This is a genomic window from Paraliomyxa miuraensis (genome assembly GCF_026337845.1).
Taxonomy (GTDB): domain Bacteria; phylum Myxococcota_A; class Polyangia; order Nannocystales; family Nannocystaceae; genus Paraliomyxa; species Paraliomyxa miuraensis.
Map to the genome: position 1 here is coordinate 12,949 of NZ_JAOVZF010000153.1, position 23,072 is coordinate 36,020.

Consider the following 23,072-nt stretch of genomic DNA (forward strand, 5'->3'; position numbering starts at 1 on the left):
AGTCGGACACCGCGTCGTCGCGATCCTTCCGAGCGATGAGCGCGGGGAAACGAGATTGTGCAATTCGCTCGGCGCTTGGGCAGATCGCCCAGAACGGCCAGATGGTCAAGGCTAGAAGCCGATGTCTTGGCCGTGCTCCGCGGCATCGATCGATGGGTTGCTGCTCTCCTCCGGGATGGGACAGGTCTGCTCGCCATCGAGGAGGACGGGTCCCGGGCACAGCGTCAGGTCGAACCGGGCGAGCACCGCCTGCTCGTTCTCCGCCGCGATGGGGCGACCACCCTCGAGCCAGGCGGGAAGGCCCGTGAAGTGATCCTCGTGGAGCAGTGCCGCATGACGAGCCAGCCGCTTGCAGATCCATCCACGGCTCACCACGTGGAGCCATGGCGCTTGCTCGAGAACCGCATCGGCGGCGGCGCCACAGTCATGGGGCCCGGGCTCCGTGATGTCGAGGATCGAGACTCGCCGGGCGAGCCGTGGGTCCTGCTCGATCTGCTGGACGAGGCGCTGACTCCTTGCACACCAGTTGCCCGTCAGCAGGGTCAAGCTCGACGCGGGAAGATGCTGCTCGGGACGAAAGGCCCAGGCAAGCGCAAGTCCACCGCAAAGACCCACGAGGCCGGCGAAGAGGAGGCTGCTACGGGCCTTGCTCCTGGCCTTGCTCGACTCGTTGGAGGTGTTCATGGAGGTAGGGGACGAGCGAGGTGATGAATCGGTGATGAAGGGCGGATTTGGGATCTTGGATCTCACCGGCGGCATCCTGCCGGGCCAGGCGTCTCTTCGTGCGGTCCCAGAGCTCGATGAGGGCTGGAATTTGCTTGGGGTCATACAGAGAAGGAACTCCCCAGGCCGACTGCATGTGCTCGTGAATGGCGACTTCGGTGCCGGTCGGCGCAGCAGGCAGGGGGATCGTCGCTCCGAGTCTGGCGCGGGCCAGGCAGCCGACGTAGTCGTGGCAATGAGGGTCGTTGGCTGCGTCTGCGGCCGGGAAATCGTCGCGACCGCGCAGCTCGGCCTTCACGTGGACGACCTTGCCGTGACCGTCATCGACCTGGGCAAGGACGTAGTGGAACGTGTACCAGCACCGACCCTCGATCGCCGCGCCATGCGTGGCATCGCATGCTCGCCGTTGCTCCGCGACGAAGTATGGGTCTTGCAGGAGCGCTGCGGTGTCGAGCCAGGACCAGTCGCCTTCGAGCGTACGAGCGCGTGGTTCGGTGCTCTGGATCTGGCTCGACTCTCGCCACCGTTGGAGGTCGCCGGGTCTGCGAGGCGCGGACCACTCCAGTGATACGGGTGAGTCTCCGACCGGTGGCGAGAGCGAACGGACGGGCAACTCGAACGGCGCACGTTGCTCGAAGGACGTCAGGAAGGACCCAAGACAAGCAAGGGATCCAACGAGGAACTCGGCCGCGCGCATGTCTACTCGCAGGGTCCGTTCACGACCCACTGCTTGGCACCCATGCGCGCGAGGTCGGCCTCCGAGTGCTCCTTGATGAAGCTACAGGAAACCGACACCGTGGGGGTGGACTCGTCGGGAACCTTGATGATCACGCAGTCCTTGGTGGGAGGGGTGCAGCTGTCCGTGTCCTCGTGGTAGGTCGCATTCAAGGAGACCGCAGCCGCTTCGTTGCCGGCAGCGGCCCATGCGATGGCACAGACCAGAAGGACGCTGAACATGGAGACTTGGGAGTGTGGGGGAGGAGGCATGGCCTCGGCATAGCCCTCACCAGAGGGTGGACAATTGGGGAGGACCCGGAGTCTGGTGTGTAGGTCCTCACGTGCCAGACATGCGGGACGGTGCTGACCGTGTCAGCCGTCCGGACTGGCGTGCGGCTTCGATTCCGGTGCCAGCACCCCGTGAGGCCGCGGCACGCTCGCCGGAGGCGGGCCTTCCGCCCTCCAACCCCAATGAGTGCGAGCCGCACCCGGCGGACACGTCGCCCCGTGTCCGTCCGATGGCGTCGTCGAGCGCAACGAGATCGGCCCGTGATCTCGATGAAACGGAATTCCGCTGGGCCTCTCGAACTCGCGGCTCGTGTTCGTTCGTTGCGCCCAGGTGATCGACCGCATGGGGTCGTTTGACGCGCCCTCGGTTGCGAGCCAGAGGAACATGGGAGCGGTCGAGATGCGCGAGGTGGTGTGGAGCCGAACGGGTTCGACTCGTGCCTGCGCCTGCCCGGATCACAGGAGAACGATTCATGACGGATGCCATTGGCCCCATCTTTGCGGCGGGATTTCAACTGGTGACGAAGCGTGGGTATCCGTTGCTGTTCCTGCCCGATGCCAACAACGACGCGCTACAACGCGAGGGAAAGCCGCCGGTGTATCACTGGTTGCCGAACACGGTGCGATTGGCGCAAAAGGACAATGGCGACTACAAATTCTCGTTCCTGCACTTCGTCGGCGTTCGCAACGAGAGCACGAACGTGGGCGTCACTGGCACGCAGGAAGTCGCGGGCGCGCTCGTCGGCCTCTCGACCACGTCCGCGCCACCACCAGACGTTCTGAAGGAAGCCGAGAGCGAGTTGATCGAACGATTCCGCGGCAATGACGATCACTACTGGGGCTGGCGATCCGGTGCAACGCCGATGTTCCGGCCGGCGCCCATCGTGTCGAACACGGTGTCGATCACGCCGATCGCACCGCTTCCCGACGGCTCGATGCCGACGACGACACCCGCGGCGGGCGGTGCCCCCACCCCGGCAGGTGGCCCGCCGAGCCGTGCACCGCTCGTCCGAGTGGGACAGCGGCCACCGCTCGTCGTCTCGCCGCGCACGTTCCCGACGCATCGGGCCGCGCGGACCTCGAACCTCGATGCGTGGTACTGCAACCTCGAGGGCAAGGGGCCCGGATCGGTGACTCCGTTCGCCGAGAACGCGTTCTCCGGCCTCGTCGGCAGCTATCCGGCCGCCATCATCTACGGCAGCTTCCATGGCTCGAATTCGCCGATCACCGTGTCGCAATTCCTGCAGGTGAAGGTGTGGAGTCCGTACTGCGAGGTCGAGATCTCCGGCGATTGGTCACGTATTCAGGATCACTTCTCTGCCGCGGTGCATGCGGGCGGATGGTTCTGGTCGGCCGATCTGAAGGCCGAGTTCAACTCGATGCGCGTGAACAACGTCATCGACGTCAAGATCCGGGTCGACTCGGCGCTTCCGAACGCCGACAAGCTGACGGAGGCGATGGAGAAGCGATCGGACCTCGTGTTCCAGAAGTTCATGGAGCAGGCACAGAAGATGATCTTCGAGCCAGCTCCCTTCAAGCAGGAGGCGGCGCAGGCGAGCAGCGGCTTCTTGGGTCTGGGCGGGGGTGGTGCCGTGAAGCTGCGTCGCGATCGCGTGGATGCCTCGTTCTACTATCACGAGAAGCGTCAGGTCGGGTACCTGCAGCTCGTGCCGATCTCGGGGCAGCTCGAGGGACTCTACGACCAACTCGAGGCCGATCCGGCGGCCGAGAGCAAGTACTTCATGACGGTGGATCTCGGCGACTGGGAGCGCAAGGTCAGCCGCGTCGTCAAGCCGGTGGTCAACTGGCCGGACCCCGCGAGGAAGTGGGTCGGCGAGCCCGTGGCGTTCCTGTCGGCCCAGATCGGCTATCCGGACAAGAACGGCGCCCTACAGTGGACCGGCCACGTGTTCCAGCCCTCGGATCCGCCGGATGCGAGCTGGAGCATGGGGACCGCGTTCAAGAAGAAGGACGAGGTCACCAACCCTCCTGCAGGCTGGGAGCCCGACAGGACGTTCGTCAAGCGCACCGTGCACTTCAGCGAGCCGCCGAGCGAGGCCGAGAACCCGTTCGTCCGCGTGTCCGTCGAGAAAAACGTGGTGGAGCTCGATCCCGGTGACAACGGTGTGCCGCTGAGCGACCTCAACCTCGAGGTGCGCGTCGACAACGTGGGCGCGATCAATTGCGGTCCGATCTTCCTCAACACCGATCTCGAGAACGACAAGCAGATCGTCGAGGTGACGTTCCAGGCCGAGGGCAAGACGCTCGAAGGTCGCGACCGCGCCCCCGTGAGATTCAGCTGGCGGTTCGCGGACCAGAACGAGCCCCGGTACTGGATGGTGTTCACGGGCGACCCGGACCATCTGCCGAAGTTCAAGTACCAGGTTCGCGTGCTGGTGAAGGGCGGCATCTTCACCAAGGGCAAGGAGTGGATCGGGCCGTGGCAGGAAGCGAGCGGCAACGGACCGCTCATGGTCTCGGTGCCGACGCCGGAAGAGCAGGGGGTGACGACGCGCGAGCTCGTCATCCCGATGACGCCGTCGCAGCCCGCGGCCGAGGCGAGGCCCAGCATCGGTCGTCCACCCGCGGGCAGGACGGCGCCGCCGGCGACGCCCCCGCGAGGCATCGGCACGCCGCCGCTGCGTGTGGATGGCTGGTCCATCGAGCCGCCGGGAAGCGGCCCAGCCACGACGACGACCTCGACGCCCGCGACCAGGACGCGCGAGCTCGTGTCGGCGCCCACGACCGAGGAAGCGTCGTGGTCACCGTTGCGGCCGCAGCCCAAGTCCGGGAGCGGCAGCTCCGGGAAGTCCGAGTAGGAAGTGCGAGCCGAGCGGAGCGCGAGCATGCAGACCCCACAGGGTTGGACGCAACGCCCGCTGGGGAGCGGGGCCGACTCGGTCCCGCTCCTGGTGCGGGAGGATGCCGATCACGTCGTTGCCGTGCCCGCGCGCCCGCTACTGGCCAGGGACGCGATGGCGCGACCGAAGCTGAGCCTCACGTTGGTGCTGTCGAGGCAGCCGTCGATCGACGAGCCCTCGATCACCGCGCTGGTCACCCAGGGAATGCTCGCCTTCACCGCGACGCTCGCCCTGCCCGGTGCCGCGACCGCCGAGGGGCTGCACGGATCCATGCGACCGCTGTTCGTACGGGCCGCGAGATTCTCGCTGTGGTACGAGGGCGCGGAGCTGCAGCATGTCGAGGCCTTCGGACCGGGGGCGACGGCGGCCGTGTCCGTCATGTTGGGACGCGAGGCCGCGCTCTCGGTGCTGGAGGCCATTCGCGGCGGGCCGACGGGTCTCCGCCTTCGGTGTGCCATCGAGCACGCGGTGGGGGTCGCATCTCCCGGTGGAAGCGGCCAGGCCGTGCTCGAGATCGCGGCGGGTCTCGACGAGCTGTTCCGCGGGTGCCTCGAGGGGCAGGATTCGTCCGCGTTCATCCACCTCGTTGGGCCGGACGCCGGGGGCGTGCTGGCTCCGGTGCCGATGCGCGTCGTTCAACGGCCTGCCCGTGGAGCTCGTCCGGTCCGCGCGCAGGGGGCGACCTCGCTCGCTCGCGTGGGAACGTCGGTGCTGGCGTTGAGCGCGGCGGCCAGGCCGAACGCGATGACGGCAGTGGATGCGCACACCCTGCTGATGGACGCCACCGTTCAGCCCACCCGCATCGACTCGTCCTGGATCCATCACTGGGCGCTGGACGATCTGGTGATTGCGACGCAGACGGATGCTCCGCTGGCCGAGCGCTCGTTGCCCGTCGTGGACGACCCGGCAGCACCCCTGTGGACCGATCGCATCGATGCGAGCCTGTGGTGGTATGCGCCGGTGTTCCTGGTCGAGGCGCCGGCCCCCGACATCGGTGCGGACGCGAGCTCGTTCCTGTTCTCGTTTCGCACGGTGGGACACACGATGTCCGGAGCACCGGGCTTCGAAGCGCGGATCCGGTTTCGCCTGCGCTCGCGGATGAGCGACGAGACCCGCTCGGCCTGGGAAGGCGCGGGCAAGCCGAGCGCGAGACCGGTGGAGCTCGGGAGCCTGTCAGTCGCTCTGGCGGTGCCGTTCCGCGACCAGACGGGCTCCACGCTCACCGAGGCATTCCCGGCCACCGTCACCACGGAGGGGGACACGATCGTCGCGGAGGTCAGCCTCCTCGACGACTGGGTGCGGCTGGCCTATGGCGCACTATCGACGCCCGGGTTCCAGAACCGGCCGGCGACACTGAGCGTCGCATACACCTACGAGGCATACGTACCGCTGAGCGACAGCAACCTCGAGCTCTCGTTCGAGCTCAAGCAAGCGCTCACGCCGGTGTCGATGGTGCAGGCCCGCGGCGGCGTGCCGCCCGGCTCGGCCTATCTCGACGCCCGAGGGCTCAGCTACCGCACTCCCCACGAGGTGCTTCGCTTCACACGCGAGCGGGACGGGGCGCAGTCCATCGATACACGGATCGCCGCGCCCATGTTCGCCATTCGGCCCGAGCTGACCCAATCGATCGCACTCCCGGAATTCGTCGGGCGCTGGCGCTACGGCATCCAGCGGCTGGGTCGAGACGCCTCGCAGACCACCCTGGTGCCGTGCGCCACGCTCGGTTCGCTCTACGTGCAGGAGGACACGGATGCAGGCTCGGTTGCCATCGGCTGCCGCGACGCGCTGCAGCTGGGCCAGACCGAGTATCGTCAGTACCTGCGGATCGATGCACTGGATGATCCGGAATTCAGCGTCTGGCGATCGCTGCAGCAACCCGGGCGATTCTTGCTCGTACCGGTGCGGTGGAGCATCGCGCGCTTTGGGGCCGACGACGTGGAGCGTGCCTACCGGCCGTCGATCCTGGTCTATTCGACGCTCGACCCCGACGTGCCGGAGAACAACCGATGCGCCGTGCTGGCCTCGTTGATACCAGACATCTCACCGAGCAAGCGCCGCGGCTTGATGCGATCGCTGGCGTCGCTCGCACGGGAGCCCATCGTCACCCTGATCAACGAGATCGACGCCGTGTTCGAATATGCATGGTCGCTGCCGTCGAGTCTCGGCATCGACGTGCGTGTGGTCAGGTTGTTCGATTCGTTCCAGGTGACGCTCGGCACGGGCCTCGACGCGATGCCGCAACTGCAGGCGATGTTGCAGACCTCCGGCGTGACGGGAAGCGTACGGTACCGGCTGCCCGATGGGAGTGCCCTCGAGTGCGTGCTGGCGCTGGACCTGAACCGCGTCGTGGGTCCGGCGCCCGGTGGACCAGTCGAGGTCGAGCTCCAGTCCATGCGTGCCACGCTGACCAACCGCATCGAGAGGGCGGTGAACGTGAGCGATCTCGTCGTCGAGTCCGCGGATGCACGCATCGAGACGGTACGCGTGGAGCAGCGGCTGGATGCGGCCGCTTCGCTCGAGGTGAGCATTCCCGCGGGCGTCGTGCATGCGACGCCGGTGATCACGATGGCGCCGGGAGACGCGACGACGCTGACGGAGATCCGCAGCTTCGTCGAGGACATCCACACCAACGTGGCATTCGTGAATCTCGTCAATCATGCGAATCACGGACTGGCCACGATGTCGCTGCAGGCGCGCCTGCGCGGCGCCGATCATGTACAGGAGCTGGTGTTACTGGAGAGCACGCCCGTCGCTGCGCTCGACTTCGTACTGCCGCTCACGATCTATCTCGGGAGCCCCGTGCTGGAGTTCGCGGTGACCAAGACGATGACCGACGGCACGACCGCCACGACGGCGTGGCTTCCATGGCCGCTGGTGGAGCGCGGCAACGTGGTGAGCCTGACGTGGGCGCTGATTCGCTGATTTCGAGCCGAACACGAGGAGAGAGGGATCATGGCACAGGGCATCTCAATCCACATCGGGCTGAACAATATCGACGTCGATCACTACGGTCCGGGCAACGAACTCTACGGCTGCATCAACGACGCGCGGGACATGCAGGCCCTCGCGGTCGCGCAGGGCTTCCAGACGTGGCTCATGACCGACGAGGGCGCCACGTCCGAGGCCGTGATCCGGGCGATCTCCGGGGCGGCGCACAGTCTGCGCGCGGGCGACATCCTGCTGATCACGTACTCCGGCCATGGCAGCCAGGTGCCCGACACGAACGGGGACGAACCAGACGGCCAGGACGAGACCTGGTGCCTCTACGACCGCATGCTCCTCGACGACGAGCTCTACTCGCTCTGGGCCCAGTTCGAGGCAGGCGTACGCATCTTCGTGCTCTCGGACAGCTGCCACAGCGGCACGGTCGCTCGCATGGTGCAGACGCGGGAGCTGATGCGCTCGAAGAGCTTCGAGGGCCAGTTCCGCGGCCTCCCGCGAGCGGTCGGCGGTGCATCGCCAGCGACGATCAGGTTCCGCTTCCTGCCGGCCGAGGCCACGGCGCACGCGTATGCGAAGTCGAAGTCACTCTACGATTCTCTGCAGCGCGTGGTCGGACGCAGCGTGAGGGAGACGGTGAAGGCGTCCGTGATCCTGATTTCCGGGTGTCAAGACGATCAGCTCTCGGCCGACGGCTCGGACAACGGCCTGTTCACGGAGAAGCTCAAGGATGCGTGGCACAACGGGGGCTTCAACGGCGACCATCCGACCTTCCACAAGGCCATTGCCGCGCAGATGCCGGTCTCGCAGACTCCGAACTACGTCAAGGTCGGGGACGATTCCGTGTTCGAGAAGCAGCGACCGTTCACCGTGACCACGAATGCGTCGAACGAGCCGGTCGCATCCTCGCTGTGGGTGACCGGGCCGGTGGCCCTGTCCCGCAGCGATCCGGCACCGTCGTTCCGGGTCAACCCGGGCACGAACAGCTACTGGGTCTTCGAGATCACCAGCGACCCCACTTTGTTCGACACGGGTAACGCCAGGGATCGGCGCACCTCCCAGAATTTCTACGGGTCCTGGCAGGACAGTTCGCATTTCACGGGCATCGAGTACACGCTCCCCGACGAGAAGTGGCAGCTGCTCAGGTGGGCGGATGCGCTCTACTACCGCATGGGCTCCACGTCGATGTCGCAAGGGTGGGCCGACTACATGATCTCGACGCCCGACCAGCAACATGCCAATGCGCCCTCCATCAAGATCAGTGGTGCCGCTGCTGCGCCCGGTGGTCCATCGATCCGGGGGCCCGTGTCCATCGCCTCCACCGACCCGCCACCCAGCTTCACGATCGATACGGTCGGCGCGCCGTATTTCATCGTCGAGGTGGCGACGGAGGCGCGGCTACTCGACGGCAACGTGCCGGAGTCCGAGCGTACGGCGGACAAGTTCTACGCAACCTGGCAGGACGGCGGTCTGCTGACCGGCAGCAGCTACGCCCTGCCGGATGCGGCTTGGAGGCGGCTGCAGCCCGAGACCGCGCTCTACTATCGCGTCGGTACGACCACGAGCGAGACGGGTTGGGAGAACTACGCGCTCTCGACGGAGGACCATGACGTCGCGAGCGCGCCGTACGTGCAGATCGCGGGGTACTGAGCCGCGTGGAGACGAGCGTCAGGTGCGTGTGGAGTCGGGTCGGCTGCGGATGAGCTCGCGTAGCGCGGCCAGCTGCGCGCGTGCTTCCTCGACGGTTGCAGCGAGCTGCTCCATGCCAAGGCCTTCTGACCGTCGGCATGCCTGGGCCAGGCGTGCCGCGCCCACGGTTGCCGCCGCGCCCTTGAGCGAGTGAAGCGAGCGGCGCACCCGCTCCTCGTCCCCGTCGCGCAGCGCCTCGGTGGCGTGGTCTACGTTGGTTCCCCCGCCCTCGAGCAGCATGTCCAACAACTCTCGCTGCATGTCCGGATCACCGCCGCTCGCCTCGTCGAGCTGCGCCTGGTCGAGCACCGGCGAGTCGAGCTCCCCGGGCGAGGGGGCGGCGAGCGCGGCGGAGGCAGGTTGGGGCTCGAACGCAGCCGAGGTCTCGGAAGGCTCGCTCGGCTCGCTCTCGTCGACGTCGCGAACCCAGCGGCTGAGCGCTCGGCCCATGTCGGCCAACCGCAGGGGCTTGGTGATGTAGCCATCCATCCCAGCTTGCAGACACTGCTCCCGGTAGCCTGCCATCGCATGGGCGGTCATCGCCACGATCGGGATGTGCCTTCCCGTGTCGACCTCCTGGCTGCGAATCACCCGTGTGGCCTCGAATCCGTCCATCACCGGCATTTGGATGTCCATGAACACCACGGCCACTTCATGCTGCTGCAGCATGGCCACCGCTTCTGCACCGTTCTTGGCAGCACGTACGTCGCAGCCCAGCTTCTCCAGGTTCCGCGACGCCACCTGGAGATTGATCGGATTGTCCTCCACCACCAGCACGCACACCCGGCCCTGCCGTGGCACTTGGGCCTCGAGCGACTGCTGGTGCTGCGCGGTCTGACGGGTGATGAGACGGTGCGTTCCACTGTCTCGTTGTGCCCACACCAGGGTCAAGACGTCCCATAGGTCCGCCATGTGCAGCGGCTTGACCAAATACCCGCGAAAGCCGGCGCTCGCGATGGCGAATGCATTCAGCTCCTTGCTCAGCGAGGTCAGCAGCACGAGCTTCGGCGGCCGCTCGAGCGTGGCGATCGAACGCCGGGCCAGTCCGATGCCGTCGAGGTGCGGCATCTGGTAGTCGAGCAAGGCGAGGTCGAACGGCTCTCGGTCGTGCTCGGCTTGCTGCAGCATCTGCAGGCCTTCGTGGGCTCCCGCCGCGCAGCTCACCCGCATTCCCCAGCGGCAGAGCTGCTCGTCCAGGATGCGGCGATTGACCGGATGGTCGTCCACCACGAGCACGCGGAGATTGCCGAGCTCGGCGCGGGGCAGCGGTCGTGCGCCCTCCTGCTCGTGCTGCAGCGGCAGCGGCAGCCGCACGGTGAACACGCTGCCGCGTCCCACCTCGCTGAGGAGCTCGATCCCACCGCCCATGCGCCCCACGAGCTCGGCCGTGATCGCAAGCCCGAGCCCCGTCCCCATGTGCGCGCGGGTCGACGAGGCATCGACTTGATGGAACTTCTCGAATACCAGGGGCTGCTGGTCTCTCGGGATCCCGGGGCCGGTGTCCTCCACTGCGATGACGAAGCACGGTGGCTCTACGGTCCGATCGTAGTCCACCGTGATCAGCACGTGCCCTCGCTCGGTGAACTTCACCGCGTTGCCGGCCAGGTTGACCATCACTTGGCGCAATCGCGCGGCATCGCCCTCCACTCGGCTCGGGGTGTCGGACAGGTAGCGCATCATCAGCTCGACGCCCTTGGTGGCGGCCAGCGGGGCCAGACCGTCGAGTGCGTCTTCGAGCACCACCCGCAGATCCAGCGGAAGCAACTCGAGCTCCAGCTGCCCTGCCTCCACGCGAGACAGGTCGAGGATGTCGTCGACGAGGCTCAAGAGCGCCTCCGACGAGGACACTGCCGTGTCCAGGTAGTCGCGCTGCATCTCCGCCAGGGGGGTGTCCCGCAGCAGGCCGAGCATGCCCATGACTCCGTTCATGGGCGTGCGGATCTCATGGCTCATGTTGGCGAGGAAGTTGCTCTTGGCCACGTTGGCTCGGTTCGCCATCCTCACCATGTCGTGGCGGGTGCGGGTGAACCACATCATCACCGCCAGGGTGGCGATCCCCATGGCCAGGTGCGCGAGGCCGATGGTCAGTGTGTTGATCCAGGAGCTTCCGTAGGCGGGCCACAGCAGCGATTCGAGGGTCAGCAGCACTATCGCGAACCCGACGGAGATCCAGTGCTTGACGACGTGCGTGCGGTCGATGAGCACGAACGTCAGGCACAGCATCAGGCTGTGATACACCGCGAATGATGCCTCGTGATGGGCGGCCGCCACGAACACGGCGACGTTGATGAGCAGCAGCACGACCAAGCCCATCAGGTTGCGGTATCGCGAGTCCGCCATGCGATACCCCATGACGTGCACGAGGCCGGCCAGGGCGGCGTTCACGGCCGGCGGGAGATCGCCCATGGCGAGCTCGAGTGGTACCACCGCGAAGGAGGCCGTTGCGAGGAAGCCGTAGATGAACCGCCGAGCCTTCACATGGGTGAAGCGCTCCCAGAGTTCGAGTTGCTGAGCGGTCGTGGGAATGGACGCAAGCTGTTGCACGAAGGCCCTCGGCTCCGGCACCGCGACCGCAGAAGACCTACCCTGCTGCTGGAGCAGCACGATCTCGCACCTCGCAGGGGCCGGAGCCCGCGCATCGCAACACCACTTCGAGCACCACATTAACAATGAGGCCTCGGAATCGCAACGCTCGTCGATTGCGTGCGGCGACGAATGACACTTCTGGCCGATCGACCCGGAGGGTTGGTCACTCGCGAGTCGTGCTTGCTCGGGTGCGGGGTGTACGGGGCTCGTCGAGGTCGAGGTCGGCCTCGAGATCCGCGCGCACGTGGCCGAGGTCTTCGCCTCGGGCGCGCGCATGAGCGAGGCGCCCTGCTCGGAGGTCGCGCGCGCCTTCCATGGTAGCGATATGGCGCCTTTCGGCGCGTAGGCCTTTCCCCGCGTGCCGAAAGGTGGCATGCATGCCACCCGTGCTCCTGTGGCTGAGCTACCAGCGTTACGCGCTCCTTGGGCTGGCGGCGATCGCCGGGCTCGGGCTCGGAGCCGTGGCGCTCGAGCACGCCTTTTGGGCGTGGCTCGGGGTGGTGCTGGTCACCGCCGCCCTCCTGCCGCTCGTGGTGCACGTGTGGCGCGAGTTCCCGCGCAAGTGGCGAGCCACGCAGCTCGCCACCCGGCGGATCGCGGCCGGCACGTTCCGCCCGGTGGCGCTCGAGGGCTACTGCGGCGACCCGTGCTGGCGCGTGGTCGCGGCCGAGATCCTGCGGCGCACGGGCATGCCGCGAGCGCGGCGACGCGAGCTGCTCGCCCAGCTCCGCGCCCAGCACGAGGCCAAGTCGCATGCACTTCTCATCGTCGATCACCAACGCGGCACGCTCCTTCGGGTGGAGGGCGACGTGACCGTGACCACCACCCTGCCACCCTCCACGACCACGTCCTAGTTCCCATGCAACCCCAGTATCCCGGACAGTATCCTTCGCCCCAGCCCGGTTACGGCACCGCCGGCCCCGCTCATGCCGTGCCCGGTGGCGCGCCCAATCCCCAGCTCAACCTCAACCCCAAGCAGCAGGCCATGCTCGGCGAGTTCGACCTGCTGCCGGGCGAGCAGATCGTCTACACGATCCAGGGCGACGGGTTCTTCTTGGGCGCCAACCCGGCGGCCAAGGCCATCGCCGCGCTCCAGGCCACGCTCGTTGCCCTCACCGGCGGGCACGTGCGGATCTTCGTGGTGGTGACCAACCACCGCATCGTGCTGGTCGAGTCGCGGCAGGCGTTCTGCGGCTTTCGCCGGGTCAAGGGCGTGCAGGCCATCGCGCTCAGCTCGCTGGCCGAGTGCGGCTGGGGCCGCGAGACGCAGTGGTGCTGCATCCACTCTCGCGCGGTGCACCTCGAGTCGAAGACCCAGCGCTATACGCTCGTGATCAAGAAGCTCGGCGACCACGCGCTGCGCGAGTTCGTGGCGAACCTGAGCCAGGTGCTCGTCGCCAACGCGGCAACCCGCACGGCCACGTAGCCCGCTCCGCGCGGAGGAGCCGGACTCCACGCCTCAGGGCACGGGCAGGAAGACCTCGTCCACCGAGCTTGCCACGACCGCACGCTGGAACCAGCGCTGGAGCTGGACCTCGTCATTCGTGGCCAGGACGCGCTCGCGAACCTTCGAAGGAACCTTGAAGCCTCGTTGCTCGAGCAGTGCGAGGAGCATCTCGGCCTTCGCGGCGGCGCGCCCTGCCTTGTGCCCTTCGGCCAGCAGCGCGGCCTTCCGCTGCTCCATTTGCTCTTCGAGCCATTGCTCGCCGCCCTCGGCCAGCCACTTTTGCCTCGCCGCGTCGTGCATCCGTCGCTGCTCCTCGTCGATGACGTCCAGCAGCGTGCGTCGAAACCGAGACTCCGGCCCGAACACGCTGACCACGTAGAACCATAGCGTACAAATGATCTCCCCGCCCAGCTCGCGCTTCACCGTCGTGAGCATGTCCGCGATGGCGATCATCTGTTCCTCGGTGAACCGGTCCCCTTCGTGGTGGGCCAGGAGGAGCAGCCGTGTCACCCGAACCAGCGTGAGGATCTCGTCTCGGGCTTGCTGGTCCTGGACGATGGGATCACGAACGTCATCGATGATCAGCGCGACTTCCACCGGGCTGATGAATCCTTCCTGCAGTTCCTCGGGCAGGTCCAGCATCTCCGACAAGCGGTACGGTGCGGTCCAACCATTCTCACACTGAGCCAGGACCACCGGGATGATCAGTGGGATCTTGCGGACCGAGCCCCCTTGGTTGGCGAGGAACCGTTTCCAGATCCACACTTCTCAGCGGGTCGCGTAGGTGGCGGGTGATGGCCTGCTCGACTGCTAGACTGCCCGCCGATGCTCCAGCGCGCCGAGCTGTTTCCGTCCGCGATCACCCATGGCTTCACCACCCGCGAGGGCGGGGTCAGCCAGGGCCGCCACGCCTCGCTCAACCTCGGCAGTCGCGGGGACGATCCCGAGGCGGTCGCCGAGAACCTCCGCCGTGTCGCCGAGGCCGGTGGCTTTGCGCCCAAGGAGCTTGTGCGGGTCAAGCAGGTCCACGGCAACGCCGTGCGGGCGGCACACGAAGTCGGCGAGCAGAGCGAGGCCGATGCGCTGTGGCGGCATCGAGATCACCCGGGGTCGCGCCGGGTGGTCGGGGTCATGACAGCCGACTGCGTGCCGATCTTGTTGTGCGATCGCCGGGGCACGATGGTCGCGGCGGTCCACAGTGGCTGGAAGGGAACCGTTGCGAACATCACGACGCGGGCCATCGAGGTGCTGCGCGAGGCTGGGGCCGATCCTCGACACCTGCTCGCGGCGATCGGCCCGTGCATCGAGCTCGACGCATTCGAGGTTGGAGAGGAGGTTGCGGCGCAGTTCGACGAGCGCTTCGTCGCCCGCGCCGGCCATGCCAAACCCCACGTCGACCTCGTCGCGTGCGTCCGCGCCCAGCTCGAGGGCGCCGGGGTGCCGGCCGCCCAAGTCGAGCGCGTGGGAGCATGCACCCACGCGCGGCCCGACCTCTACTTTTCCTACCGGCGAGATGGCGCTGGCATCGGCCAGCAGCTCAGCTTCATCGGGTTTCGCTGAGCGATCCGAGGATCGGCTCGGATCGCTCGGCAGGACGGCGGGCACTCTCGACCACGAACTCCCGCAGGTGCTCGACGAGCGCAGCGGTCCCAGCCGCGGTCGTCGACCAGTGATCGGGATCGCTGTCGATCACCCGACTCGACCGCGGCGCCTGCCGGGCAAGCGCGACGTAGCGGCGTGTCAGATCCTCGGGAATGACCTGATCGAAGCGCGAGAATCGGAGCGCGAACGAGCCGCCGCCGAGGAGGTGGCGCTCGATGGCCGCGAACGCAGGAGACTGCCGCCAGGAGCCCGGCCGCCGCAGCGCTGCCGTGAAGCTCGGCCCCAGCGGCGCAAAGTGAGCCCGCTCGGAGTAGGCCGCAGGGCATGACAAGATCAAGGTGCGGGCCCCGAGCCGCTCGGCCGCCATCGCGCTGACGTGCCCGCCCATGCTGATGCCCATCAACGCGAGCGCACGCGGGCGCCCGCCGAAGTGCTCGAGCAGGCGTGCGTGCGCGACCCGAAGGTCGACGACCCGGTCGGCGAGGCAGTAGCCGAGCTTGGCGACGTGGCAGCTCGCCCCGCGGTGATCGACGGCCGCCGGAATGATCGGCAGCCCGGCTTTGGCCAGCGCCGCGACCAGGACGAAGAAGCTGAAGCTGGCCAGCGCCGGCCTCGCCTGGATGCGGCCGCCGTGCGAGAACAGCAGCAGCGGCGCGTCGGCTGACGGCTCGGTGTCACGAAACGCGTAGATGACCAGAGCGCCGCGAGCCCCCGCGGGCGAGCGCATCGGGGTGGTCTTCCGGACGATCGGGAGCTCGGTGTCGATGTCGAGTCCGAGCGTTCGCGCGAGCTCGAGCTGGCGAGCCCGGCGATCGGGCTGCCCCGACAGCGAGTTCGTGAGGCGCCAGCGCTGGACCCCGCCTGGCTCGGGTTCGATGGACGAGGGGGAGCGACCCGAGGGGCTCGAAGGGATCAACCGTGCCTCCCTGGATCCTCGGGCTTGGGCAGCCACAGGAAGCGGCAGTCCTGGGCATCGGGTCCGAGGTTGGCGAAGCGAGCCCACGCTCGTATCACGCCTTCTTCGATGAATCCGCAGCGCAGGAGGACGGCCCGGGACACCTCGTTCGAGGCGTGGCAGAAGGCCCAGACCCGGAAGATCCCCGGCACGGCGTAGGCCACGGCGCCGAGCGCTCGAGTGGCTTCGTGGGCGATCCGGTGGCGCCCCCACCTGGGCGCCACGACGATGCCGAGGGAGGCCCGGCCGTTGCCCAGGAATGCGCCGATCGAGCCGCAAATCTCGCCGGTCTCGCGCCACACCATCGCATACTCCTTGCGATCGCCCGCGTCCCAGCGCGCGATCGAATCCTCGATGTAGCGCAGGGTGTCCGCGGGGGAGCGGTGGGCCGCAGAGCCCAAGAAACGCAGATGCTCGGGGTCCTCGTACGCTTCGAACAGCGCGTCCACGTCGGCCAGAGCCAGCCGGCGCAGATCGAGCCGCTCGGTGGCGATTCGTTCGGGAAATTCCGGGTTTGGCGGGGTCTTTGGGTTCATCGAACGAGATCTCCCTGGGGCGTCGCGCGCCACAGTGTGGTGGCCGGCTGATCGGGGTGGACGTAGTCGGCCACGGTCTCCCCGCGCAGGGCGAGATCGACGGCATGGATCGGCCGCCCGTCGGCATCGACGAGCCTGCCGGCCAGGAGCAGAGCGCCTTCGTCGGCGAACGTCCACCCGAGCGCCCGCCAGCACCGAGCGAAACGCTCGAGGTACTCGAGCTGACGCTGGCCCCCGAGGCAGCGGAGCCCTCCGAACACGATCAGCGCCGAGTAGGTCGGGAACAGTCCCGGACACAGCCGGCCGCGCTCGAGCTCGTCGGCGATCGCGGCTGCGGGGAGCCGCGCGCTGGCCCGGCGGTCGCGCAGCTCGGCGTCGACGAGCCACAGCGGCCGGGCGTGGCCGGACTCGTCGCGATCGAAGAACCATGGCTCATGGACCGCGTCGCCGAGGAGGCGGGCGCGGGCAGGCTCGCGCAGCAGCTCGCCCAGGGGGTGCCGAGCGTCGCGAAGGACCTCGGCGAGGTAGCGGGCGAGCACGCGGTTGAGGTCGACGTAGACGATCGCCGGCTCGGCCAGCGCCGCTCGCTCGAGCGCGACGCAGCTTCGCAGCGCCCAGCTCGGGTAGTCGTCGCAACGATCGGGATCGGCGAGTCGCCGCGCGAGCTCCGGTCGAAGGTCGGAGAGCAGCCGCGCGAGCTCCGGCGCGATCGGGTGGCGGTAGACGAGCGCGTGCTGGTATCGGCTCGGAACCAGCGTCAGCCAGTGCTGGCCGGGCTCGTCTGCGCCCGCGCGAGCGCGATCGCGGCGCGAGCGGAGGAAGCGGGTCCAGGTCGGCGTTGCCGGACGGATCAGCGCCTCGGGCTCGAGCCCGAACCCGAGACAGCTCGGGCGCGCGTTGCCGTTGAATGGCAGCCCCGACCAGGCGCCGACGACGACGACCGCGTCGCGCGGCCGCGCGGCGACCAGCAGGAGGTCGGCGGCCAAGAACACGGGCCCGTTGGCGGGGCAGACGTGGGCCTTCGTCGCGAGCACGCGATGTCGCGCGAGCGACTCGATCGCCGCGTCGACCCGCGGCCCGGGCCCATCCACGCGCGCGAGCTCGGTGGCGAACGCGGCGAGCAATCGCGCATCACGAGGCGGGCGCTCGCTCGCATGGCCGCCGTGCCACAGCCGGTGGCTGTGCTCGGCCAGCGACGAGGTCGCCCAGCGCTCGCATGCGGTGCCGTCGAGGCCGATGGTCGAGGTGCTCATGCAGCACGTGTCGTCGTTCACACGAACCGAGCGACGACTCTGCCAGTAGGACGAAACGCACCAGCAGATCCGTCGGATTGGGCAGAGCGGGGCGGCGGCGGTTGCTCGACGCCCCAACCTAGCGGGCGACGCGGACCGAGCATAGTAAAAAACGCGACGAGGCGATTTCAGTGGATTTCACGCGACAATCGGGCTCGTGTCTTTCCACTTGCTTCGAGTCGGTCGAGCTCGATCGAGCGTGAACGTACGCGGTTCGACTCAGCTGGTCGCGTAGGTGCTGAGCTTGGCGAGGATCTCGCCCTGCGGTCCCTTCTCCCAGCTGATCGCAAAGCCGCGGTTGCCGGGCTGCAGCCACACCGTGCAGGGCTGTCCCGCGGCCAGCGACCACGTGCCGGGGCCGCAGATGCCTCCCGGGCCCGCGGGGTAGCGGGCGGCATGCTCCTCCTCGGTGACGCTGGTGCCGGCCGTGGTGGCGATGCGCAGCCCGAGCTGGCTGACCTCGGCGTCGTAGCCCTCGATGATCACCGAGGCGAAGCGATCGAGCTGCTTGGGCAGGGGGATCGAGTGCCCTGGCTTGGGCGTGAACCCCAGCGAGATCCGCTCGGTGGTCGCGTCGATCCGCAAGGTCTCGTCCATGACGGCAATCACCAGGTCCCGGCCCTCGGCGAGTCCGTCGGCGGTTCGGGTCCATCCCGCCTTGGGCTCGATCGCCACGCCCTGCGCCACGGGTACGTCACCCGCGAGCGTCAGGCCGGACCGGGTCGACAGCTCCAGGCGAGCGTGCCCCGCAACGAGCTCGGCGGTGATCACCCGCAGGCTCGTGCTGTCCTCGTCCTGCAAGCAGCCCGCGTTGGGGATGCCGACCATGGTGTGCTCGACGAGGTCGCGCACGGTCACCTGCACCGTGCTGCCACGGCTGCCCTTGACGTTGGCGGTGGCGACGACCGCCTCGAGCTCGGCCTCGATGTCGGCGAGGCTGCCGTACTTGATGCGCTTGTGGTCGAGGCTGCGCCCGCGGTCGACCTTGAGGAAGAAGCACACCGGCTCGCGCGCCTCGAGCACGCGACCGTGGCGGATCTCCTGCTCGGAGGCCACGCGCTTGCCCAGATCGGACTGCGAGGACACGGGCGCCTTGCCGGCCCACGCGTGGCCGAACTCGGGGTCCTGGGCCACGAAGCTGGCGAACGAGGTGGGGGCACAGGCGCCGGTCACGAGCACGGCGAGGGCCCCCACGAGGGCCGCGCGCGAGGCTGCCCCCGGCACCACTACAGCGTGCCCCTCTTGCTGCACTGCTCCACGATCTCCTCGAGGCGCCCGGTGGCGCCCTTGGTCGAGGCGGCCACGATGTCCTCGCGCCGCGGCTCGAATGGGGCCTCCGAGCCGCTGCACTCGCGGGTGATGTCGGCCGTGCCGAAGATCCGGTAGTCGACCTCCGAGTTGCCGCGGCGCTTGATCTTGAGCCGCGCGGCGAACGACAGCGCGCAGCTGGGCTTGTCGGGCACGGGCGAGCGGCACACGTAGGAGAAGCCGCCGCCCTGCTGCAGCGAGAACTTCTTCTCGATCGAGCAGCGCTCGTGATCCTTGACGGCGGCCTCGATCCGATCGAGCACCCGCTCGGGATCCATGCACCACGAGGGGGTGCCCGGGACGGCCGCGTCGGCCTCGAAGCTGAGGATCAGCGTGCCCTGATCGGGGGCGAACGAGACGCCCCAGTCGACCTCGTCGTCCTCGTCGTCCGGTCGCATGGGCCGGGGTGGATCGCCGCCCAGGCCCTCGTCGGCGCCGCCGACCTTGGGCTCGGCGTCGGCATCGGGCTCGCCGGGACGCGGGTCCGAAGCGGGGTCCTTGGTCTCGGGATCGGGAGGCGGGGGAGCGGTCGCGCCCTCGTCCCCGGGAGGTGGCGGCGTGATCGGGTCGGTCGAGGGATCGATCGGCTGGGGCTGAGGAGGCGCGTCGGCGGGCTTGGTCGAGGCCTCGGCCGGTGCCTCATCCGCACGGTCTTCCTTCTTGTCACACCCCGGTGAGCCCAGGGCGAGCACGAGTGACCACCGCACCACGGATTTGCCGAGCAGGTCCATCTCGTCCCAATCCACCGTGTAGCACGGGGGTTCGAGGGCGAGCAATCGATGCACACGGGGCCGACACGGGGCCGACACGAGGTTCGGCCCGCGATCGCGCCGACGAGCTCGGCACGGTCGCGGGCCCGAGCCCTCGCGCGCATTCACGGTCGGAGACGCGCGGGGGCTTGGCGCGCTCGGCCTACGCTAGCCGCAGCACAGATCCACGGTGACGACGGTCTGGCCCGAGCCGGCCTCGACGTGGCAGTCGGTCACGACGGCCTGCTGGGCCGGGGTGGCGATGTTGCTGCCGACCTGCTGGTTGCAGGCGTTGCGGTAGTGCCACGAGCCGAGGTTGGACTCGGCGTTGGCGATGGCGTCGTTGCAGGTCCAGCCGGGGTAGTAGAGCCCGCCGACGGTGGCCTGATCGTCGGGATCGCAGGCGAGGGTGGGCTCGGCGCAGCAAAGGTCCACGGTGACGACGGTCTGACCCGAGCCGGCTTCCACGTGGCAGTCGGTGACCACGGCGGCGGCGGCCGGATCGTCGATGTCGCTGCCGACCTGCTGGTTGCAGGCGTTGCGGTAGTGCCACGAGCCGAGGGTGGACTCGGCGTTGGCGATGGCGTCGTTGCAGGTCCAGCCGGGGTAGTAGAGCCCGCCCACGGCCGCCTGGAGGTCCGGGTCGCAGGCGAGGGTGGGCTCGGTGCAGCAGAGATCCACGGTGACGAGGAGCTGGCCCGAGGGGTCGACCTGGCAGCTGGTCACGACCGCGTCGTCGACGGGATCGGCGATGTCGCTGCCGACCTGCTGGTTGCAGGCGTTGCGGTAGTGCCACGAGCCGAAGTTGGACTCGGCGTCGGCGATGGCCTGGGCGCAGTTCCAGGTGGACGGGTAGTAGAGCCCGCCCACGGACGCCTCCAGATCGGGATCGCAGGTGAGGGAGGCGGTGGGCAGGGCCTTGGTGGGCTGGCCTTCGAGGCCGATGCGGTCGTGCTGGATCGGATCGAGGTCGTCGACCGGATCGCAGGCCAGCGGCGCGAGGACCAGGGTGAGAAGGGCGAGGGTGGCGGCTTCGTTGCTCATGGTGGAAGACTCCGTGTCCGGCCGCAGTCGTCGTGGCCGGTAGCAGACCCTCTGCGGTGGCCGGCGTGGATCTGACGCGGAAATCGACACGACCCTCGCCGTCGAGGGGACGGCGAGGGTCGTGGGTCAGGGCCGGAGCCCGAGGCGACCGTGGTCTAGACCGCTTCGAAGAACCGCTCGCCCTTGCGCGCCATGTCGCGCAGCAGCGGCGGGGCCTCGTAGCGCGCGCCGTACGCCTTGGCGAAGCCGTCCATCTCCTCGACGAACGCCGAGACCCCGCGTCGATCGATGTACGACAGCGGCCCGCCCGTGTTCGGCGCGAACCCGATCCCGAAGATCGCACCGACCTCGGCGTCGCGGTGCTTCTTGATCACGCCATCGGCCACGCAGCGCGCGGCCTCGAGCGCCTGCAAGCCCAGCAGGCGCCGCCCGACGAGGTCGACGCCCGTCGCCTCGGGCCTGGCGGTGACCAGCTCGGAGAGCCCCTTCCACAGCCGGCGGCCGTCCTTGGCGTAGTCGTAGAAGCCCTGGCCCGCGGCCTTGCCATGGCGACCCAACTCGACCATGCGCTCCACCAGTGCGACCCCGGGGATGTCGAGGGTCTTGCCGTAGGCCCGCCCTTGCTCGAAGCCCTTGGCCGCGAGGGTCAGCGTGACCTCGTCGAACACCTGCAGCGGCGGAACCACCATGCCGGCCGCGCGTGCGGCCCACTCGATGGTGGCCGGGTCGTGACCCTCGGCGACCAGTTGAGCGCCCTCGAGGATGTAGGCCGAGAACACCCGCGTGGTGTAGAAGCCGTAGCCGTCGCCGACCACGATCGGGAGCTTCTTGATCGCGCGGCAGAACGCCAGCGAGCGCGCCAGCGTCTGCTCCGAGGTGGCCTCGGGCGTGATGATCTCGAGCAGCTGCATCTTCTCGACGGGCGAGAAGAAGTGCATGCCGATGAAGCGATCGGGGTGCGCCGAGGCCTTGGCCAGATCGGTGATGGGAATCGCCGAGGTGTTGGAGGCCCAGATGCCGCTCTCCGCGAGCATGGGCTCGGCCTCCCTGGTGACCGCGTGCTTGAGCGCGAGGCTCTCGAACACGGCCTCGATGATGAGATCGCAGCCCTCGAGCTCGGCGGCCTCGAGGGTGCCGGTGAGCCGCCCGCGCAGCGTATGCTTGTCGTCGGCCGAGAGATGCCGCTGCGCGGCCACCTGCTGGTCGACGTGGGCCAGGCCCCGGTCGAGCGCCTCCTGCTTGACGTCCTTGAGCACCACCTGCAGGCCCGCCTTGGCGCACACGAAGCCCAGGCCCGCGCCCATCATGCCCGCGCCCAGGATCGCGACCTTGGCCAGCCCGTGCTCGGCGGCGGAGGGCAGGCCCTCGTGCTTCTCGGCGGCGGTGCGGTGGTACCAGAGCGTGCGGATCATGTCCTTGGCCTGGTCGGAGGTGGCGAGCTTGGCAAAGGCCCGCATCTCGATCACCAGCGCCGCGTCGAACGTGACGGCGCAGCCCTCCTGCACCACGCTCATCACGGCCTCGGCGGCCGGGAACGCGCCGGCGGTCTTCTTGTAGAGCATGGCGGAGCCGGCCATGAACAGGTTGCGGGCGTCGTCGCTACCCGGCCGGGGGCCGGGGAAGCGGAACTTCTTGTCGTCCCAGGGCTGCCTGGCCTTGGGGTGCTCGGCGATCCAGGCCTGGGCGGCAGCGAGCAGCGCACTACGATCGGGCGCGAGCGCGTCGACGAAGCCGACCTTCTTGGCCTGGGGGGCGCGGAGGATCTTGCCCTGGGCGATGTGCTCGAGCGCGGGCTGGATCCCGATGAGCCGCGGCAGGCGCTGGGTACCGCCCGCGCCGGGAATGACGCCCAGGCTCACCTCGGGCAGGCCGAGCTGGATGCGGGGGTCGTCGACCGCGATGCGGTGGTGACAGGCGAGCGCGAGCTCGAAGCCGCCGCCGAGGGCCGAGCCGGTCAGCGCCGCGACGACGGGGAACGGGAGCTGCTCGATGCGTCGGAACAGGCCGTGCAGCTCTCGCAGGCGCCGCATGAGATCGGCGGGGTCGCGCTCGCGGTAGAGCCGGTCGATGTCGGCGCCCACGCAGAAGTCCTTGTGACCGGAGGCGAGCACGAGGCCCTTGACGGCCTCCTGGGCCTGCACCCAGTCGATCGCTTGCAGCAAGGTGTGCCCGAAGTCGTCGTTGATCTTGTTGGCCCGGCCCGTCATCTGGAGGGTGACGGTGGCCACCCCGGTGCTCGGGTCGAGCGCGAGGAGGGCCTGGCCGTTGTCGGTGGTGGCAGCGGTGTCGGTGCTCATTGGGGTCCTCGTGGGAGTGATCTGGCCAGTGGGCGCGG

The 23,072-nt window shown here is 68.5% G+C and carries 18 protein-coding genes; 6 read left to right on the top strand and 12 right to left on the bottom strand.

Going from position 1 to position 23,072, the window contains the following annotated elements; genetic code table 11:
- Positions 1 to 111: 111 nt before the first annotated feature.
- From OEB96_RS20760 to OEB96_RS20770, 3 genes are read right to left on the bottom strand one after another with little or no spacing between them, the layout of a single operon-like run.
- Positions 112 to 684, bottom strand: a complete 573-nt coding sequence (locus OEB96_RS20760; protein WP_266218116.1) for a hypothetical protein — start codon at positions 682 to 684, stop codon at positions 112 to 114.
- A complete protein-coding gene (locus OEB96_RS20765) occupies positions 638 to 1,420 on the bottom strand; it encodes a hypothetical protein (protein ID WP_266218117.1) in 783 nt (260 codons plus the stop codon). Before OEB96_RS20765 ends, OEB96_RS20760 begins: the two co-directional genes overlap by 47 nt.
- Positions 1,421 to 1,422: 2 nt before the next feature.
- Positions 1,423 to 1,680, bottom strand: coding sequence for a hypothetical protein (locus tag OEB96_RS20770; RefSeq protein ID WP_266218118.1), 258 nt, complete (start codon positions 1,678 to 1,680; stop codon positions 1,423 to 1,425).
- A 566-nt stretch (positions 1,681 to 2,246) separates the two neighbouring features.
- Here OEB96_RS20770 and OEB96_RS20775 point away from each other — a divergent pair.
- The 3 genes from OEB96_RS20775 to OEB96_RS20785 are packed head-to-tail and all read left to right on the top strand — an operon-like array spanning position 2,247 to position 9,179.
- A complete protein-coding gene (locus tag OEB96_RS20775) occupies positions 2,247 to 4,547 on the top strand; it encodes a hypothetical protein (RefSeq protein ID WP_266218119.1) in 2,301 nt (766 codons plus the stop codon).
- 27 nt (positions 4,548 to 4,574) lie between these two features.
- Entirely contained in the window at positions 4,575 to 7,511 is a 2,937-nt protein-coding gene (locus tag OEB96_RS20780) for a hypothetical protein (RefSeq protein ID WP_266218120.1), read from the top strand.
- A 30-nt stretch (positions 7,512 to 7,541) separates the two neighbouring features.
- Positions 7,542 to 9,179 carry a caspase family protein gene (locus OEB96_RS20785; protein ID WP_266218121.1) on the top strand — a complete coding sequence of 546 codons (1,638 nt, stop codon included), beginning with the start codon at positions 7,542 to 7,544 and terminating at the stop codon, positions 9,177 to 9,179.
- 18 nt (positions 9,180 to 9,197) lie between these two features.
- Here the strand turns inward: OEB96_RS20785 and OEB96_RS20790 are convergent, their stop codons facing one another.
- Positions 9,198 to 12,080 (bottom strand): response regulator, encoded by a 2,883-nt coding sequence (locus tag OEB96_RS20790; RefSeq protein ID WP_266218122.1) that lies wholly within the window; start codon positions 12,078 to 12,080, stop codon positions 9,198 to 9,200.
- A 101-nt stretch (positions 12,081 to 12,181) separates the two neighbouring features.
- On the opposite strand from OEB96_RS20790, the gene OEB96_RS20795 reads away from it, so the two are divergent.
- Together OEB96_RS20795 and OEB96_RS20800 are read left to right on the top strand one after the other, a co-directional pair.
- Positions 12,182 to 12,658, top strand: a complete 477-nt coding sequence (locus tag OEB96_RS20795; protein WP_266218123.1) for a hypothetical protein — start codon at positions 12,182 to 12,184, stop codon at positions 12,656 to 12,658.
- A gap of 5 nt (positions 12,659 to 12,663) precedes the next feature.
- Complete coding sequence (locus OEB96_RS20800; RefSeq protein ID WP_266218124.1) at positions 12,664 to 13,230, top strand: hypothetical protein; 567 nt, start codon at positions 12,664 to 12,666, stop codon at positions 13,228 to 13,230.
- Positions 13,231 to 13,263: 33 nt separating this feature from the next.
- Here the strand turns inward: OEB96_RS20800 and OEB96_RS20805 are convergent, their stop codons facing one another.
- Positions 13,264 to 13,902, bottom strand: a complete 639-nt coding sequence (locus OEB96_RS20805) for an RpnC/YadD family protein (RefSeq protein ID WP_266218125.1) — start codon at positions 13,900 to 13,902, stop codon at positions 13,264 to 13,266.
- Between the two features lie 174 nt (positions 13,903 to 14,076).
- Between OEB96_RS20805 and pgeF the strand changes: the two genes are divergently transcribed.
- Positions 14,077 to 14,811: a peptidoglycan editing factor PgeF gene (pgeF, locus tag OEB96_RS20810; RefSeq protein WP_266218127.1), complete on the top strand. Its 735-nt coding sequence runs from the start codon at positions 14,077 to 14,079 to the stop codon at positions 14,809 to 14,811.
- On the opposite strand, the gene OEB96_RS20815 is transcribed toward pgeF, so the two are convergent.
- The 7 genes from OEB96_RS20815 to OEB96_RS20845 all read right to left on the bottom strand — a co-directional run bounded on the left by OEB96_RS20815 (position 14,795) and on the right by OEB96_RS20845 (position 23,034).
- A complete protein-coding gene (locus OEB96_RS20815) occupies positions 14,795 to 15,769 on the bottom strand; it encodes an alpha/beta fold hydrolase (protein ID WP_266218128.1) in 975 nt (324 codons plus the stop codon). The genes pgeF and OEB96_RS20815 overlap by 17 nt on opposite strands.
- Entirely contained in the window at positions 15,766 to 16,344 is a 579-nt protein-coding gene (locus tag OEB96_RS20820) for a GNAT family N-acetyltransferase (RefSeq protein ID WP_266218129.1), read from the bottom strand. Before OEB96_RS20820 ends, OEB96_RS20815 begins: the two co-directional genes overlap by 4 nt.
- Positions 16,341 to 17,597 carry a hypothetical protein gene (locus OEB96_RS20825; protein WP_266218130.1) on the bottom strand — a complete coding sequence of 419 codons (1,257 nt, stop codon included), beginning with the start codon at positions 17,595 to 17,597 and terminating at the stop codon, positions 16,341 to 16,343. Before OEB96_RS20825 ends, OEB96_RS20820 begins: the two co-directional genes overlap by 4 nt.
- A 258-nt stretch (positions 17,598 to 17,855) precedes the next feature.
- On the bottom strand, positions 17,856 to 18,860 hold the full coding sequence (locus OEB96_RS20830; RefSeq protein WP_266218131.1) for a hypothetical protein: 1,005 nt from the start codon (positions 18,858 to 18,860) through the stop codon (positions 17,856 to 17,858).
- A 2-nt stretch (positions 18,861 to 18,862) separates the two neighbouring features.
- Positions 18,863 to 19,690, bottom strand: a complete 828-nt coding sequence (locus OEB96_RS20835; RefSeq protein ID WP_266218132.1) for a hypothetical protein — start codon at positions 19,688 to 19,690, stop codon at positions 18,863 to 18,865.
- 171 nt (positions 19,691 to 19,861) lie between these two features.
- Entirely contained in the window at positions 19,862 to 20,737 is an 876-nt protein-coding gene (locus OEB96_RS20840; RefSeq protein ID WP_266218133.1) for a hypothetical protein, read from the bottom strand.
- Positions 20,738 to 20,892: 155 nt separating this feature from the next.
- Entirely contained in the window at positions 20,893 to 23,034 is a 2,142-nt protein-coding gene (locus tag OEB96_RS20845) for a 3-hydroxyacyl-CoA dehydrogenase NAD-binding domain-containing protein (protein ID WP_266218135.1), read from the bottom strand.
- Positions 23,035 to 23,072: the final 38 nt, after the last annotated feature.

What these genes read in the sequence shown, in the direction of transcription:
- OEB96_RS20760 (WP_266218116.1), bottom strand. Translation starts at nt 684, where the DNA reads ATGAACACCTCCAACGAGTCGAGCAAGGCCAGGAGCAAGGCCCGTAGC.
- OEB96_RS20765 (WP_266218117.1), bottom strand. Translation starts at nt 1,420, where the DNA reads ATGCGCGCGGCCGAGTTCCTCGTTGGATCCCTTGCTTGTCTTGGGTCC.
- OEB96_RS20770 (WP_266218118.1), bottom strand. Translation starts at nt 1,680, where the DNA reads ATGTTCAGCGTCCTTCTGGTCTGTGCCATCGCATGGGCCGCTGCCGGC.
- OEB96_RS20780 (WP_266218120.1), top strand. Translation starts at nt 4,575, where the DNA reads ATGCAGACCCCACAGGGTTGGACGCAACGCCCGCTGGGGAGCGGGGCC.
- OEB96_RS20785 (WP_266218121.1), top strand. Translation starts at nt 7,542, where the DNA reads ATGGCACAGGGCATCTCAATCCACATCGGGCTGAACAATATCGACGTC.
- OEB96_RS20790 (WP_266218122.1), bottom strand. Translation starts at nt 12,080, where the DNA reads ATGCGCGCGCCCGAGGCGAAGACCTCGGCCACGTGCGCGCGGATCTCG.
- OEB96_RS20795 (WP_266218123.1), top strand. Translation starts at nt 12,182, where the DNA reads ATGCCACCCGTGCTCCTGTGGCTGAGCTACCAGCGTTACGCGCTCCTT.
- OEB96_RS20800 (WP_266218124.1), top strand. Translation starts at nt 12,664, where the DNA reads ATGCAACCCCAGTATCCCGGACAGTATCCTTCGCCCCAGCCCGGTTAC.
- pgeF (WP_266218127.1), top strand. Translation starts at nt 14,077, where the DNA reads ATGCTCCAGCGCGCCGAGCTGTTTCCGTCCGCGATCACCCATGGCTTC.
- OEB96_RS20820 (WP_266218129.1), bottom strand. Translation starts at nt 16,344, where the DNA reads ATGAACCCAAAGACCCCGCCAAACCCGGAATTTCCCGAACGAATCGCC.
- OEB96_RS20825 (WP_266218130.1), bottom strand. Translation starts at nt 17,597, where the DNA reads ATGAGCACCTCGACCATCGGCCTCGACGGCACCGCATGCGAGCGCTGG.
- OEB96_RS20840 (WP_266218133.1), bottom strand. Translation starts at nt 20,737, where the DNA reads ATGAGCAACGAAGCCGCCACCCTCGCCCTTCTCACCCTGGTCCTCGCG.
- OEB96_RS20845 (WP_266218135.1), bottom strand. Translation starts at nt 23,034, where the DNA reads ATGAGCACCGACACCGCTGCCACCACCGACAACGGCCAGGCCCTCCTC.